The organism is Acinetobacter sp. UBA1297, assembly GCF_002307755.1.
Taxonomy (GTDB): Bacteria; Pseudomonadota; Gammaproteobacteria; order Pseudomonadales; family Moraxellaceae; genus Acinetobacter; species Acinetobacter radioresistens.
Genome location: NZ_DBUF01000028.1, coordinates 217,064 through 233,105, shown reverse-complemented (window position 1 = coordinate 233,105; position 16,042 = coordinate 217,064). Strand labels below are relative to the sequence as shown.

Below are 16,042 nucleotides of genomic sequence, written 5' to 3'. Positions count from 1 at the left end.
AATCTAACAATCCGTTTATCTAACGGCTATACTGACCATCAATTAGTTTGCCATTAGCTCTTATTAAAACTTACTTGTTATGAAAAAGCTATCCAGTTCAGGCCGTGTTCACCCCTTTTTTTCTATTTTAATTATCATTCTAGTCTCAATACCAATAGGGTTTTATGGTATTTATCTTTATATTGCCCCTTCACTGCCTGAAATGAGTTCGCTCAAAAAAGCACCTTTACTTAAGCCGTTACAGGTCTATACTGCCGATAACGAGCTGGTGGCTGAGTACGGTGGAAAATTGTCTGTACCGGTTGAATATAAACAGATTCCGCCAGCCTTTATTCATGCTTTTCTTGCCGCAGAAGACTCCTCATTTTTTGAGCATAGTGGCATCAGCTTTAAAGGCTTGGGGCGTGCTGTTACAGAGAGTGTTACCGGATCTGACGTGCAGACTGGCGGTTCAACTATTACTATGCAGGTGGCCAAGAACTATTATTTAAGCCCGGAGCGTACTTTAAAACGTAAATTGACAGAGATTTTTCTGGCACGAAAAATCGAGCAAAACCTGAGTAAAGAAGAAATTCTGACCTTATATGTCAATAAGATTTTCTTGGGTAAAAATGCCTATGGTATCGCCGCAGCTGCCAAAATTTATTATAACAAAAGTCTGGATGAGCTAAGTCTGGCACAAATGGCAATGCTGGCCGGCCTGCCTAAAGCTCCATCAAAATATAATCCGGTTGCTAACCCTGAACGGGCATTGGAACGTCGCAACTGGATTCTGGGCCGTATGTTACAGCTTGGATATATCAGCCAGTCACAATATCAGGCTGCCGTGGCTGAGCCGATCAACTTGGACATGCCTGATCGTGGAATCAGTAACCGCTTTCCCTATGTAGGTGAGATGGTTCGCTCTGAACTGGTAGAACGCTTTGGTGATCTGGCCATTGATTCAGGCTATAAGGTGTACACCACCATTGACAGTAAACGTCAGGCCTATGCCGAACAGGCAGTGCAGAATGGTCTGGAAGATTATGACCGTCGCCATGGCTGGCGCGGGGCCGAGGCACATGATGAGCCTTTAAACAAATTTCGGGCATTTGCAAATACTTACCCTGCACAGGTAGTCAAGGTCAATTCCAACTCATTTGAAGCACTGATGCAGGATGGTTCTACAGTGACAGTACCATGGTCTGGCATGTCTTGGGCAAGGCCTTACCGCAATGCTAACAGTGTAGGGGGAGCGCCAAGTCGTGCCTCTCAGATTGTGAAAGTTAAAGATATTATCCGGTTGCGCCCGAATGAAAGTAAAACTTCATGGGCACTGGTCCAGTTACCAAAAGTACAGGGCCAGCTGATCGCAATTAATCCAAATAATGGAGCGATTGAAGCAGTTGTAGGGGGCTACAGTTTTTATCAGTCCAAGTTTAACCGGGCCTTACAAGGCTGGCGTCAACCTGGCTCCACGATTAAACCTTTTATTTATGCTCTGGCTTTAGAGCGTGGAATGACCCCCTATACGATGGTAAATGACAGTCCGATTACGATCGGCAAATGGACACCCAGAAACTCGGATGGTCGATATCTGGGAATGATTCCTTTACGCCGTGCACTCTATTTATCACGTAATACGGTCTCTGTACGTTTACTACAAAATGTAGGAATTGAGCGTGCGCGACAGTTACTTATGGACTTTGGTTTACGTGATGACCAGATTCCACGTAACTATACGATTGCTTTAGGAACACCACAGGTTCTACCTGTACAGATGGCAACCGGTTATGCCACCTTTGCCAATGGAGGCTACCGAATACAGCCTCATTTTATTAGTCGAATTGAAGATGCCTATGGCAAAGTGATTTTTGAGGCTGACCCGGAATATGCTTGTATTCCTTGCATTAATGCCAAAGATGATACTGAAGAAGACACTCCACAGACGCCTGATGATGAAGTCATTGAAGTGACTAATCAGTCTTTAGAGCAATCAAAGAATAATATTAGCGAGCAGAAAGAACCGGAATCAGATTATCGTCAGGCGCAGCGCATTTTAAAATCGAGCTCAGCTTATGATATGGCCAATATTCTTCGGGATGTGATCCAGCATGGTACAGGACGCGCTGCTTTAAAAATTGGCCGTGGTGATATTGGAGGCAAAACCGGTACTACAAATGATGCTAAAGATGCGTGGTTTGCGGGCTTTAACGGCAAACTAGTGACTGTGGCCTGGGTTGGCTTTGACCAGCCAACAACTCTGGGCCGTCGTGAATATGGCGGGGTAGCAGCTTTACCGATTTGGATTAACTTCATGGGTAATGCGCTCAAGGGTACTCCAGCATCCTGGGTACAGCTAGACAAAAATGCCAAAGCTCCCCGACTACAAGAAACAGCGGGCCAAGTAGAACCTAAGGTTGATCGTGCTTCCCCTCCTCTGGCACGTCCTTTATATCGTCCGGCTCCTCCTCCGGCTGCTGTCACTAATGACTTTGCCGATTTGCCCGGTGAAGAAATCCTGATTCCTTCACGCTCAGCTCCACCTCAAGTTAATACACCGGATCAACCTGCCCGAACACAGCAACCACGTACTGAACCTCAGCAACGTGATGCACTGGAGAATCTGATTCAAGAGGTCCAATGATTTAAATAAAGAAGCCACCATAAAGGTGGCTTCTTTATTCTTAAAGTCAGTCTTTTTTCTTGAACAGATAAATCTGAAAACTGCCTTGAGTCTCAAAATTTTCCAGTGCTTCTAATCTTTGGCGGCGCTCTGGTTTTGCCTTATAAGCATAAGGGGTCATGGCAACCAGATTTTTGAGTTGCGCCTGGTTGAGCAGTAGCCGGGTTTCAATCAGTGGCTGTTCAACCAGCTCAAAATATTCTGCCAGCTGCTCAACAAACTTGGCAGGTTCATGAGCATTTACTTCTTCAAATAATACTTCACGCATACTGTAGAGATGCTCAGGCCCTGGCGTAACTACCATAAGATAAGCCCCTGGCTTTAAAACCCTCAAGATTTCCTGCTGGGGAATGGGACTAAACAAACTGGTACATAGATCTATTGAATGGTCAATTACAGGTAAAACTGCACCTGTACCAACCACCCAAGTTACCTGCTGATTGGTCTTTGCAGCAACCTGTACCGCATTTTTAGCGATATCAACTCCTACACATTGCAGGACTTCAGACTGCATGGCCTGCGTGTAATATCCTTCACCACAACCAATGTCCAGCAGGTTTTCAATACGAAGACTGGAGATTATCTTGACCACTGCCTGCTGTAACGGTGCATAAAAACCATCAGCCAAGAATGCTCGTCTTGCCTGAACCGACTCAGGCGTATCGCCCGGATTTTTACTGTGTTTATGTTGTACCACATGCAGATTGACATACCCGTGTTTGGCTACATCATAACTGTGGTGATTTACGCAGCGCCATGTCCTGTCTATCAATTTGAGTTGTTCCCGACATACAGGACACATGAGCAGGTTCATTATTTTCTCCAGAATAAAAAAAGCCGGCAGTTATTAGCAAATGCCGACTTTTATAAAAAGATTTGCTTAACGTAATTTTAAGGTCATTAGTCCCAAAACCACTAGCATAATTGTAATAATCCAGAAGCGGATTACTACTTGGGTTTCTTTCCAGCCCTGCTTTTCATAATGATGATGCAATGGTGCCATCAGAAAAACTCGTTTGTTACGCATACGTAGCGAGCCAATTTGCAGGAAGACGGAAATTGCTTCCATGACAAATACACCGCCCATAATTGCAAAAACAATCTCCTGACGAACCATGACCGCAATTGTACCGAGCATTGCTCCCAGTGCCAGAGCACCCACATCTCCCATAAACACCTGAGCAGGATGAGCGTTGTACCAGAGGAAAGCCAGACCGGCACCAATCATGGCCGAACAGATAACTACCAGTTCAGAAGAATATTTTACATAAGGAATATGCAGATAATCAGCAAAGCGTACATCACCTGCCAGATAGGCAAATACACCTAGTCCTGCAGCAACCAGTACAATAGGCATAATTGCCAAACCATCCAGACCATCAGTCAGATTAACCGCATTTGAAGCACCATTAATAACCAGATAGGTAAAGACAATAAAGGCGATACCGAATGGGATAACGGATAATGGAATCGTCAGATTTTTAAAAAATGGAATAAGCAGATCCAGCATGTTAGCTGTCTGTACGGCACTAGGTTGCTGGGTTGCAATATAATACAGTGCAATACCGGCACCTAAAGAGGCAATAGATGTCCAGAAGAATTTCTTGCGCGCAGGTAGTCCGGCATTATCTTTATAACGGATTTTGATCCAGTCATCTGCCCAGCCTACTGCACCAAAAATTACCATCACGCCCAGTACAATCCAGACATAAGGATTAGATAAATCTGCCCAGAGTAGTGTTGAAATACCAATCGATAATAGAATTAACACCCCACCCATAGTAGGTGTACCCATTTTTTTCGCATGATTTTCAGGAGCAAAAGAGCTGACTGCTTGACCATATTTAAGTGCCTGTAACTTGCGAATCATGACTGGTCCCAGAATGAGACCAATACTGAGGGCCGTCAGGACACTCAATAGAGAGCGAAATGTTAAATAACGAACCACCTGAAACGAACTATGATAGCCCGCAAGCTGTTCAAACAACCATAACAGCATTAAATTTTCTCCATCAAATCAGCCATCAACGTCTCCATATGGGTATAACGAGAACCTTTAAACAGGAAACTCATAGACTGTGGTTGATGTGTTTCGACCAGACTCATTAGAAAAGGAAGCGCTTGGGCCTGAGTCAGAAAGGCCTGCATTTTTTTCCCGTATTGGGTGCTACGGGCACCTTCAAGTGCAGCGGGTGCAAACTCGCCAACTGCTATTACAAAATTGATATCCTGGCTCACCAGATCACGCCCCAGACGGTAATGCTCAACAGCTGCAGCGTCACCCAGCTCGCCAATATCGCCAGTGACCATTACTTTGATACCGGATTGCTGTGCCAGAACTTCTCCGGCCGCCCGCATCGATGTAGGATTGGCATTATAGGTATCATCAATAAACAAATGCTGTTTATGGCTAATAAAATTTAATCGCCCTTTAGCCCCTTGTGCCAGCTCGAGACCGACAACTATATCGTCCAGAGAAATACCAATCGCAAGCGCGAAAGCTGTAGCTGCAGTTGCATTCTGTACATTATGTAAACCCGCAAAAGGCAGATTAACTTCACGTATGCCCTGTGGTGTATGTAGCATGAATTGGACAGACTGAGCCAATAGCGTCATTTCTGTTGCATATATATCGCCGCCTTCACCAAAACTCAGGACTTGCGTTGTCTGAACAGCATGACGGATAGCGTCAGTAAAATCATCAGCCGACGGAATAACTGAGATTCCATCTTTTGCTATATGAGCATAGATTTCTGATTTAGCCCGACAAATGCCTTCACGGCCTCCAAATTCACCTAAATGTGCAGTACCAATATTAATGATACCTGCCACCTGTGGCTGAACCAGCTGTGAAGTATAATCAATTTCACCCTGATGACTGGCGCCCAGCTCCATCACTGCATATTGATGTTCAGCTGTAAGCTCGAGCAACATCATAGGTACGCCCAAATCGTTGTTCAGATTGCCTCGTGTGACCAAGGTAGGTGCAAGACGGGACAGAATACTGCCCAGCATTTCTTTAGTAGTCGTTTTACCACTACTCCCCGTCAGCGCAATTACTTTAAGCTGTGGATTCTGCTGACGACGATAGGCTCCAAGCCTTCCTAGTGCCTGCCGTGTATCTGTAACAACCAGCTGCATCATGTCAAGGTCAAGAGGACGCTCAACAATTGCAACCTGGCAGCCCTTATCTAAAACTTGAGCCACAAAATTATGTGCATCGAAACGCTCACCTTTTAAGGCAAGAAAAGCATCTCCAGCTTCTGCCTGCCGTGAATCCGTCAGAATCCGCTTGATTGGCTGCTCAGGGCAACGTTCCTGATACCAGTAGCCTTGTGTTGCTTCCATTAATTGTTGGGCTGTCCAAGGCTCCAAAGACCCGGTACTTGTTGTAGAGGTATGCATAAGTTTTCCTAGTCAGCAGAATAGGCTTGAGATAAATTGCAGTGTTGGGCTTCAAGTGCGGACTGCACTTCGACCACGTCATCAAACCAGTGACGAACGCCATCAATTTCCTGATAGTTTTCATGACCCTTTCCGGCAATGACTACAATATCGCCAGCTTGTGCCTGTTGCACTGCATATTTGATTGCTTCACGCCGGTCGCGAATTTCCTGCACATGATGGTTACCAAAATCAACCCCATTCTTCATATCAGCAAAAATCTGTTCAGGACTTTCTGTTCGCGGGTTATCTGAGGTGAGAATCACCGGGTCAGCATCATTAAGAGCTGCCTGAGTCATCAACGGACGTTTGCCACGGTCGCGATCACCACCACAACCGAATATGGCCCAAAGCTGATGCTGGACATGACGTTTCAAGGTAACCAGAACCTGTGTTAAAGCATCAGGTGTATGAGCATAATCCACTACAAATAAACGCTCTGCATCACGGATCACCTGCATGCGGCCTGGAGCTCCCTTGAGCTGAGGTACAGTTGCTAAAATATCACTCAGTTTAAAACCGGCCTGCTCTACTGCAATCAGACTAGCCACCAGGTTTTCAATATTAAATTGACCTAAAAGCGGGCTCTGTACCACATATTCACCTGTTGGGGCGATCAGCTTAAACTTCGCTCCTTCCAGACTGTAGTGAATATCAGATACGCGATAATCTGCTTCTGGATGTTGTAATGAGTAGGTCAAAATCTTTGGTGGGGCCGGATTGGCTTGTGCTGTTTCCAGCATCACTGGTGCATAATCATCATCCAGATTGATTACGGCACTACGCAGCGTAGCAAATTTGAACAGCAAAGCCTTGGCATCTGCATAAGCTGCCAAGGTTCCATGATAATCCAGATGGTCTCGACTCAGGTTACTATAAATAGCAATTTCAATCTCGCAGCCATTCAGACGGCCCTGCTCCAGGCCATGTGAGCTAGCTTCGAGAGCAACAAAATTCGCACCCTGAGAGGAAAAATCATGCAGGGCATTTTGTAGCTGTAACGCATCTAGTGTGGTATGTGTTGAAGCGACCAGATGCGGTAAAATACCGTTACCCGTCGTTCCCATTACAGCGCAGGGCTGCTTCTGGAAGCTGATCAGTTCTGCTATCAGCCGGGAAATAGTGGTTTTACCATTAGTCCCTGTGACAGCTAGAATTCGGGCAGAATTTACCGGCCGGGTAGCCTGTAAATACTGTTTTTGCCACCCACCCATCCATTGTCTGACCTGGGGACAAACCCATGCTGTGGTCACCCCGAGATCAGATTCGGAAATAATACCAAGAGCACCTTGGCTTAATGCATTTTCCGCAAAAATACGAGTTTTATCAGACTGACTTAAGCTATCTAGAGCAATAAAGATCTGTCCTGCCTGTACTTTACGGCTATCCAGACAAAACCCGCTAAATGGCTGATTCGCCCACTCTACGTTGGCATTACCTGGATATATTTCACTAAATGTAATTGTCATGCATCACCTGATTTACGGTTCCTGTGGAACATCGAGCGGCTTATCTAATGGCACATTCATCAAACGGAGTGATTCCTGCATTACCCTGGCAAATACTGGCGCAGCCACCAGACCGCCATAATATTTTCCTTTCGGATTTTCTACGACCACAAAAATAGCCAGTCGTGGATCACTTACTGGTGCTACACCAGAAAACAGAGCGCGGTACTCATTACTCGAATAACCCTTACGGTCAGCTCGCAGTTTATGGGCCGTACCTGTTTTACCTGCAACACGGTAACCGGGAATATTAGCCTGACGTGCAGTTCCTCCAGGTAATGTTACCTGTTCCATCATCAGGAGTACCTGATCAGCGATTTTAGGTTCAAGAAGCTGCTCACCTTTAGGCGGTTCATCCAGCTTATAAAGGCTAAGAGGCATTTTTACACCATGATTTGCCAGCATGGCATAGGCCTGTACCATTTGCAGTACAGTGGCATTAATACCGTAACCATAAGACATAGTGGCTACTTCTGAAACATTCCATTTACTTGGTGGTAAAATCAGGCCTGTACTCTCACCCGGGAACTTCACAGCTGAACGTTGCCCGAAACCAATTCGCTTAAAAAATGTCGGAAGAGTTGAATAGGGTAAAGATAAAGCCATCTTCGCCACACCAACGTTTGATGACTTGATAATTACACCAGTTACACTAAGCTGGCCATAACTATGCGTATCACGAATAGTATGGTTACCGACCCGCATTGAGCCTGAGCCTAAATTAATAATGGTATTTGGTGTATATTTACCACTTTCTAGCGCCGCAGCCACACTTAATGGCTTCATGGTAGAACCCGGTTCAAACATATCGATTGCACCGCGGTTTCGCATGGCATCTTTATTGGCCAGTCCATTTTTATCATTCGGGTTATAAGAGGGCCAACTGGTCATGGCCAGAATCTCACCGGTTTTAACATCTACTGCAATAGCACTGGCCGAGCGGGCATTGTTGGCGATACCTGCAGCTGTAAGTTCACGATAAAGAATATATTGCAAACGTGAGTCAATACTGAGTGTAATATTTTCACCCGGTTCAACTTCTTTAATAACCTCGGTTACCTTCAACCGGTTACCGCGTTTATCACGGATAACTTTCTGCTCACCATCAACACCAGCCAGCCGTTTGTTAAGCTGCATTTCCAGGCCTTCAATACCAGTCCCTTCACTATTGGTCAAACCAATAATCTGAGCATTTGGCTGTGGCTGCGGATAATAGCGTTTATAATTTTTCTCGGCATATACCCCCTGAAAATCTCGCTTGACGATCAGGTCTGCCTGCTGTGGTGGTACTTCTTTTTTCAGAACCAGATAACGTGATCTTGGCCGCTCGTTTAATTTTCTTTTTAATTCGGCCCGATCGATACCGACTGCATCGGCCAACTCATCCAGATTAAGATTTTTATCAGGTAACTGACGCTTGAGTTTGCGGTTATTCGGATCTTTTTTTAACTCGGCTGTAATCTCGTCGTAGAGCTTTTTATTATCAAAATAATCACGCGGATCAATTACAATTTTCATAATTGGCGTGCTGATCGCCAGAGGTACACCATGACGGTCGCTAATGACCCCACGCATGGCTTTTAAAGACTCGGTTCTTAAAATATTGGCATTGGCCTTGTTCTGCAGAAAGTCCTTATTAATAATCTGTACGTAAAATGCACGCGCAATCAATATGACAAAACACAGTAATACCACGCCCCACATTAAATAGAAGCGCCACATATCAAAGGCAAGAGTAGGTTTTTCCGAAATTGACTGCTGTTTTCTTCGTGTTTGCTTAATTCGCTTGTCTACCATACAGCATGCCTTATTTTTTTTGCTCAGAAGTCATAGGTAAGGAAATCACCACAGTTTGTGAAGCCGGCGGAGAATACATACGCAACTGGGTTACTGCCCGGGTTCCAATCTGGGCAGTGGCGCCAAAAGTCTGTTGTTCAATCAGCAGGCGTCCCCATTCTGCGTTCAGGTCATCCCTTTCACGCATATAGGAACTCAGATCTCGGTAATCATGACGATATTGAAAAACCTGAAAAACCACCATGACCGCACTCATAAAAACCAGCAGTACCAGAACTGTGTAAACCACAATTTTCTTGAGAGCCGGTTTCTGCAAGAGAGGTTGTTCAGCTTTTTCTTCAACAACTTTTTTTTTCATTGTGCGCCTTACTATGCTAAGCGTTCTGCTACTCTTAACCAAGCACTACGTGAGCGTGGGTTTTCTTTAACTTCGGCATCACTGGCTTTAATACGTGAAATTTTCTTCAAACGGCGAGTGTCCTGCTGTATTTGCGGCATTCCCCAGCCTGAATCTTCGGCCAAACTTGATTCTTTTTGTATAAACTGTTTGATCAGACGGTCTTCCAGTGAATGGAAACTGATTACCGCCAGGCGTCCATGTGGTTTAAGAATATCGACTGCCTGTGGTAGAAACAGCTCAATATCCTCTAATTCTTTATTGATGGCAATACGAATAGCCTGAAAGGTACGCGTAGCAGGATGCTTGTGTTTTTCCCATTTTGGATGGGCAGTTTTCACGAGTTCAGCCAGCTGGCCAGTGGTTGCAATGTAGCCTGCCTGTTTAATTGCGCGGGCTAGGCAGCGACTGTAACGCTCTTCCCCATACTGATAAATAATATTGGCTAATGCCTCTTCTTCAATATTGACCAGCCACTCTGCTGCGGTTTGGCCTTGGGAATTATCCATACGCATATCTAAAGGTCCGTCTTGCATAAAGCTAAAACCGCGTTCAGCCTGATCAAGTTGTGGCGATGAAACCCCTAAATCTGCCATGATCCCATCGACTTCAGTTATACCAATTTTTTCAAGCTCCTGTTTAAGGTCAGCAAAACTGGCATGAATAATTTTAAAGCGAGCGTCCTGCTGCTCGAGCTCGGCAGCAACAGCCAAAGCCTGAGGATCTTTATCGAAGGCATAAACCTGAGCATCTGTATTGAGCTGAGCCAGTAATTCACGGCTATGGCCACCTCGGCCGAAGGTTGCGTCTACATAAATTCCTGTATTGCGCTCTGCCAGTACGGCAGCAACAGTTTCATGGAGTAATACAGAAATATGCGACATAAGATCGGTTCAGACAGCTAAAAATTTAACTGCACATTATTACCCTGTTTTTATAAAGCTCCAAATGGCTTTTTGTAGGGAAATATTATTTTCTATAGAGAAAACCGTTTTGCCGATCTTTTTTAAAGCCTCATTAAAAAGCCCTGACAGAATTATTCTGCTACAGGGCTCTTCCAGAGGAACTACTTGAACGACGAATGGTTAGCGACGATCATTATAAATCTGGTCAAATGTTGCTCCATTTACAAAATGGGTTTGCTGTGCCTTGCTCCATCCCCCGAATACTTCATCAATGGTGAAAGTTTTCAGCTTGGGAAATTGAGCAGTATATTTCGCCATAACTTTCTGGTTACGTGGCCGATAATAGTATTTTGCTGCCATTTCCTGGCCCAAAGGAGAATACAAATAATTAATATAGCCGGTAGCCAGCCATTTATTACCATTTTTTTCAACTGTCTTGTCAACAATTGCAACCGATGGTTCTGTTAAAATTGAAATTGATGGATAAACAATATCATATTTATCACGGCCTAAAGTTTTAAGCGTGACTAGAGCTTCATTTTCCCAGGTTAGCAGTACATCACCCATGCCACGTTCGGCGAATGTCGTCATAGAAGCACGTGCAGCAGAGTCCATCACCTTGACATTCTTATACATGCTTTTAACAAACTCTCGTGCCTTAGCATCATTACCACCCGGCTGTTTCAGCGCATAGCCCCAGGCCGACAGATAGATCCAACGTGGCAAGCCGCCTGTTTTAGGGTTAGGTGTAATAATCTGCACACCCGGTCTGGTCAGATCTTTCCAGTCCTGAATTTTTTTCGGATTACCTTTACGTACCATAAAAACGATAGTTGAAGTATAGGGTGCAGAATTATAAGGAAATTCTTTTTGCCAGCCTGCTTTAATCTGGCCAGATTTTACGATCTCATTAATGTCATTTGCCAAGGCTAAAGTCACTACATCACCTTTTAAACCATCAACTACTGAGCGTGCCTGTTTACCTGAACCGCCATGTGACTGTTTAAATTCAACTGTTTGTCCGGTACGGCTTTTCCAGTAAGCACCATATGACTTATTGAACTCATCATAAAATTCACGTGTCGCATCATATGAGACATTCAAAAATTGACGGTCAGCAGCTTGTGTAACTGAACCACATAGTATTAAGGTGGCTAACATGCCACCTTTTAAACCCCATTGGAAATGCTTTCTCATTTACTTCTCTAGGTCACTTGATAAACAATTTGCAATATACTGAAAATTTTTATAAAACAACAACTCATTATACGGTTGAGTATTGCATTCCCTTCAATTGATTAAGTTCTACAGTTCCTGATTTTTATATAACGTTGTTTTAGGCACAGTTATCATGTTTTCTCTAACTGAAACTCTCATCTTTTATTGAGCTTCTAGTACAGTCAAAAAATCCAAGTATCTTGAGCACTCTTAAGTTTCCTATTTTCTCTTCACCTTCTCTACACATTTATCTGTTAAAACTACACTTCCAATACAGCTTAGGGTTTATTGTAATTTTTTAACTAGAGTTAGTTTAAAATTTTGTAATGAATTGTGAGTCTATACTGTAACTGTTAAGACAAAGCTGTTTTAATTCATGCGATTTTCGGCAAACTTTATAAAAATTAGCCGATTTATAGGGGGAATCTTCTTACATGAACATGAATTTATTTAAAATTTTTTACTTAAGTTTGAGTATGCTTACACTCAGCCAGATGGGGCATAGCGCAGTTATTGTACAAGGCAACAGTCTTAAAAATCAGGATTTATCTAAAATACCTGGTTCTACCCATGCTCCTGCTAAAACAGGCTCTCTTATCGAAAAAGCTTTAAACCAGCGCCAATCTGAGAAAACTACGCCTTCAGTTGACAGATCCGAGCTGGATTTAAAAATGTTGACTTCTATGCGTGCTGCTCCTACCCAGAATTTTCTGGCGGCACAGAACCAGCGTTTCAGCCGTCTGGTACAGATTATTTTTCCACAGCAAACCTCTTAATTTTATAATTTTCATAGTCTTTTTTAGCCTGACCTGCCTGCGGTGAATTAACCCTTAAGCTGTCAGGCTTTTTCGTTATAATAGTCTTAATCTGTTATTGAAAATTAAGAGTTATGAACGTCCGCACCCGTATTGCTCCTTCTCCAACTGGCTTTCCCCATGTTGGTACTGCTTATATCGCCCTGTTCAATATGTGCTTTGCCAAGCAGCATGGAGGCGAATTTATATTGCGTATTGAAGATACCGATCAGCTGCGTTCAACCCCTGAATCAGAAAAAATGATTCTGGACTCATTAAAATGGCTGGGACTGAACTGGTCAGAAGGACCGGATATCGGTGGCCCACATGCACCATACCGCCAGTCCGAGCGTATGCATATCTATAAACAGTATGCATTAGAACTGGTTGAAAAAGGTCATGCTTTTTATTGCTTTGCAACTCCAGAAGAACTCGACCAGATGCGTGCCGAACAGCAGGCCCGTGGTGAAAGTCCACGCTATGACGGCCGGGGTCTGCAGCTCTCTCATGAAGAAGTTGAATGCCGTCTGGCAGCTGGTGAACCTCATGTTATTCGCATGAAAGTACCTGCTGAAGGCGTATGTAAATTTAATGACATGCTGCGTGGTGAAGTTGAGATACCTTGGGCTCAGGTAGACATGCAGATTCTGCTAAAAACTGACGGATTGCCTACTTATCATCTGGCCAACGTGGTTGATGACCATCTTATGCAAATTACGCATGTCATCCGTGGCGAAGAATGGATTCCATCGGCACCAAAACACCAGTTGCTGTACTCCTACTTTGGCTGGGATATGCCAACAATCTGTCATATGCCACTACTACGTAATCCGGATAAGTCCAAGTTATCTAAACGGAAGAACCCAACATCAATCAATTATTACCGTGATATTGGTGTATTGCCAGAGGCCCTACTAAACTATCTGGGTCGTATGGGTTGGTCTATGCCAGATGAAAGTGAAAAGTTTACGCTGGCAGAAATGATCGAACACTTTGACATTAAACGTGTATCACTAGGCGGCCCGATTTTTGATGTTGAAAAGCTTAACTGGTTAAATGGTCAGTGGATTAAGGCATTGTCTCCTGCAGAATTGTTAAATACCCTGCTCAACTGGAAGGCAGACCGTAATAAACTTGAAGAGATTGCTGCAGCCATCCAGCCGCGAATTAACCTGCTTTCTGAGGCAGTAAACTGGGCGGGCTTTTACTTCAATCAGTTCCCGAATATTTCCAAAGAACAGTTTGAAAGTAAAAAACTGACTGAGGAGCAGGTTCGTCAAAGCCTGCAATTTGCCATCTGGCGGCTGGAAAGTCTATTTACCTGGAATAATGATACGGTCAGCCAGACTCTAATGGATCTGTCTAACCAAATGGGCATCAAGCTACGTGATTTCATGCCTGCTTTTTTTATTGCGATTGCCGGTTCAACCTCATCCACGCCTGTCATGCAATCTATGGTGACTTTAGGTCCCGACTTGACCTTTGCCCGTTTGCGTCGTGCACTAGAAATTGTAGGTGGTCCGAGCAAAAAAGAGTTAAAAGCCTGGGAAAAACTTAATGAAAGTCTGAAATTGCCGAAAAATGAAGCAGATGATCAAGGCGAGTAAATATTTGTGTTGACGTATGAGCGCAATGCCCCTAATATTGCGCTCACACAAACGCTGGGGTCATAGCTCAGTTGGTAGAGCGCTACAATGGCATTGTAGAGGTCAGCGGTTCGATCCCGCTTGACTCCACCAGAAGCTGTTCTACTTTGTGTAGCTGCCTCATAAGTCCCTATCGTCTAGAGGCCTAGGACATCGCCCTTTCACGGCGGTAACCGGGGTTCGAATCCCCGTAGGGACGCCAAATTCTAAAAGCCACTGACCTATTCAGTGGCTTTTTTTATGCTTACACTTTCGGCTTACCTACACTATTCGGTAAAATAGACCGCAAAAGAGTTTAGGAGTTTTTCATGCAATATCGCTGCCCACAATGCCAGAGTCCCAAGATCATACCAGTCAGTCAAGGAACCAATACCACCCGTCCTGTGGTTCCCAAAAGTCTGGTGTTCCTGATTCCGGCTATTTTTATTCTATTACTACTGGTGGTAATCAGTATCGGCATGTGGATCTTTGATGATGGTGCCGGCAGTACATTGCAAATGGCGACTATAGCTGTATTTATTATCTGCCTTATAGCCGGATTCCTGTTCTGGCGCGATTTGCCAGACTTTAAACTGTCCATGCAGGCATTTATGCAATCCCAGAAACAATGGAAGTGTCGTGAATGTGGCCATGAGTGGCAGATCTAAACCCTAAAATAATTTAGTGACTGTGTTCATGATCATTCTGATGGTCATGAGCAAGTGTCTGACATGGGTCCTCCTCAATCTGTAACGTCACCTCGGTAATACCATGCTCATGGGTCAACATTTCGAGAGCATTTTGATGAAGTTGGTTCCGGTTTGCATGTGGTGCATACAAATGCACAGTTAGATGCACATTTTTAGAAGTAATAGCCCAGACTTTAAGCTGATGAATGCTCTCGACACCATCGAGTTCCAAGAGGTCATTACGCAGCTTTTCAATATCGATCTCTTCAGGTACGCCTTCAAGTAGAATATTGATACTCTGTTTCAGCAATATCCAGGTCCGTGGTAATACCCAGAAACCAATTAGCACTGCGATTAGGGTATCTACCCACATCCAGCCAGTAAAATAAATAATTAAGGCGCCAACAATAACACCAACTGAACCCAAGGCATCACTCAGAACCTCAAGATAAGCCCCTTTCACATTTAGGCTGTCTTTCGAACTCGAAAACAGAATGCGCATGGAAATCAGATTGATCACTAGGCCAATAATTGCCACGGAGAGCATGCCAAGGCTCTGAATCTCGGGAGGCTGGCTAAAACGTTGGTAGGCTTCATATAAAATATAGATAGCCACCACAAACAACATACAGGCGTTGAAAAGTGCTGCCAGAATTTCAAAGCGTTGATAGCCAAAGGTACGCTTATCATCAGCGGGACGTTTAGCAATTTTAATGGCAACCAATGCAATAGCTAACGCTGCGGCATCGGTAAACATATGCGCGGCATCTGATAACAGAGCCAAACTTTGGGTTATAAAGCCCGCAACTATCTCAATAATTAAGAAGGTCGTAGTTAGTGCCAAAGCAAAACCAAGCTTTTTGGCATTACCTTCAGTGACGACTGCATGACTGTGATCGTGCCCATGATGCGCGCCCATTGACAGTCTCCTCGATTCTTAGTGGATTACTCTACAGTTCTTATCCTCTAAGGTAACAGTATGCTACTGGGATATCCAGTT

At 44.2% G+C, this 16,042-nt stretch carries 13 protein-coding genes and 2 tRNA genes; 6 read left to right on the top strand and 9 right to left on the bottom strand.

Annotated features, from left to right (window positions below; all coding sequences use genetic code 11):
• The first annotated feature begins 79 nt into the window (after nucleotides 1–79).
• Nucleotides 80–2,626, top strand: coding sequence for a penicillin-binding protein PBP1a (gene ponA / locus B3R63_RS13055; protein ID WP_286731753.1), 2,547 nt, complete (start codon nucleotides 80–82; stop codon nucleotides 2,624–2,626).
• 46 nt (nucleotides 2,627–2,672) lie between these two features.
• On the opposite strand, the gene B3R63_RS13050 is transcribed toward ponA, so the two are convergent.
• The 8 genes from B3R63_RS13050 to B3R63_RS13015 all read right to left on the bottom strand — a co-directional run bounded on the left by B3R63_RS13050 (nucleotide 2,673) and on the right by B3R63_RS13015 (nucleotide 11,913).
• On the bottom strand, nucleotides 2,673–3,479 hold the full coding sequence (locus tag B3R63_RS13050) for a putative RNA methyltransferase (protein ID WP_286731751.1): 807 nt from the start codon (nucleotides 3,477–3,479) through the stop codon (nucleotides 2,673–2,675).
• 66 nt (nucleotides 3,480–3,545) lie between these two features.
• Complete coding sequence (gene mraY / locus B3R63_RS13045) at nucleotides 3,546–4,664, bottom strand: phospho-N-acetylmuramoyl-pentapeptide-transferase (RefSeq protein ID WP_005018035.1); 1,119 nt, start codon at nucleotides 4,662–4,664, stop codon at nucleotides 3,546–3,548.
• Nucleotides 4,664–6,070 (bottom strand): UDP-N-acetylmuramoyl-tripeptide--D-alanyl-D-alanine ligase, encoded by a 1,407-nt coding sequence (locus B3R63_RS13040; RefSeq protein WP_286731749.1) that lies wholly within the window; start codon nucleotides 6,068–6,070, stop codon nucleotides 4,664–4,666. Before B3R63_RS13040 ends, mraY begins: the two co-directional genes overlap by 1 nt.
• Nucleotides 6,071–6,078: 8 nt before the next feature.
• Nucleotides 6,079–7,578, bottom strand: a complete 1,500-nt coding sequence (locus B3R63_RS13035) for a UDP-N-acetylmuramoyl-L-alanyl-D-glutamate--2,6-diaminopimelate ligase (protein ID WP_286731746.1) — start codon at nucleotides 7,576–7,578, stop codon at nucleotides 6,079–6,081.
• Between the two features lie 12 nt (nucleotides 7,579–7,590).
• Nucleotides 7,591–9,414 (bottom strand): penicillin-binding protein PBP3, encoded by a 1,824-nt coding sequence (gene ftsI / locus B3R63_RS13030; protein ID WP_005407254.1) that lies wholly within the window; start codon nucleotides 9,412–9,414, stop codon nucleotides 7,591–7,593.
• Between the two features lie 10 nt (nucleotides 9,415–9,424).
• Nucleotides 9,425–9,772: a cell division protein FtsL gene (ftsL, locus tag B3R63_RS13025; protein WP_005018026.1), complete on the bottom strand. Its 348-nt coding sequence runs from the start codon at nucleotides 9,770–9,772 to the stop codon at nucleotides 9,425–9,427.
• A gap of 11 nt (nucleotides 9,773–9,783) precedes the next feature.
• The gene (gene rsmH / locus B3R63_RS13020; RefSeq protein ID WP_286731740.1) at nucleotides 9,784–10,695 is read right to left on the bottom strand and encodes a 16S rRNA (cytosine(1402)-N(4))-methyltransferase RsmH; all 912 of its coding nucleotides are present in this window, start codon (nucleotides 10,693–10,695) and stop codon (nucleotides 9,784–9,786) included.
• A gap of 201 nt (nucleotides 10,696–10,896) precedes the next feature.
• Nucleotides 10,897–11,913 carry a sulfate ABC transporter substrate-binding protein gene (locus B3R63_RS13015; protein WP_414630843.1) on the bottom strand — a complete coding sequence of 339 codons (1,017 nt, stop codon included), beginning with the start codon at nucleotides 11,911–11,913 and terminating at the stop codon, nucleotides 10,897–10,899.
• A 455-nt stretch (nucleotides 11,914–12,368) separates the two neighbouring features.
• On the opposite strand from B3R63_RS13015, the gene B3R63_RS13010 reads away from it, so the two are divergent.
• From B3R63_RS13010 to B3R63_RS12990, 5 genes are all read left to right on the top strand, one after another.
• On the top strand, nucleotides 12,369–12,710 hold the full coding sequence (locus tag B3R63_RS13010) for a hypothetical protein (protein ID WP_005018018.1): 342 nt from the start codon (nucleotides 12,369–12,371) through the stop codon (nucleotides 12,708–12,710).
• Nucleotides 12,711–12,823: 113 nt separating this feature from the next.
• Nucleotides 12,824–14,335: a glutamate--tRNA ligase gene (gene gltX / locus B3R63_RS13005; protein ID WP_005018016.1), complete on the top strand. Its 1,512-nt coding sequence runs from the start codon at nucleotides 12,824–12,826 to the stop codon at nucleotides 14,333–14,335.
• A 56-nt stretch (nucleotides 14,336–14,391) separates the two neighbouring features.
• A tRNA-Ala gene (locus B3R63_RS13000) sits at nucleotides 14,392–14,467 on the top strand.
• A gap of 33 nt (nucleotides 14,468–14,500) precedes the next feature.
• Nucleotides 14,501–14,576: transfer RNA gene (locus B3R63_RS12995), tRNA-Glu, on the top strand.
• 106 nt (nucleotides 14,577–14,682) lie between these two features.
• Complete coding sequence (locus B3R63_RS12990) at nucleotides 14,683–15,021, top strand: hypothetical protein (protein WP_286731736.1); 339 nt, start codon at nucleotides 14,683–14,685, stop codon at nucleotides 15,019–15,021.
• Between the two features lie 13 nt (nucleotides 15,022–15,034).
• Here B3R63_RS12990 and B3R63_RS12985 read toward each other — a convergent pair whose 3' ends face one another.
• Nucleotides 15,035–15,961 carry a cation diffusion facilitator family transporter gene (locus B3R63_RS12985; RefSeq protein ID WP_286731733.1) on the bottom strand — a complete coding sequence of 309 codons (927 nt, stop codon included), beginning with the start codon at nucleotides 15,959–15,961 and terminating at the stop codon, nucleotides 15,035–15,037.
• Between the last annotated feature and the right edge of the window lie 81 nt (nucleotides 15,962–16,042).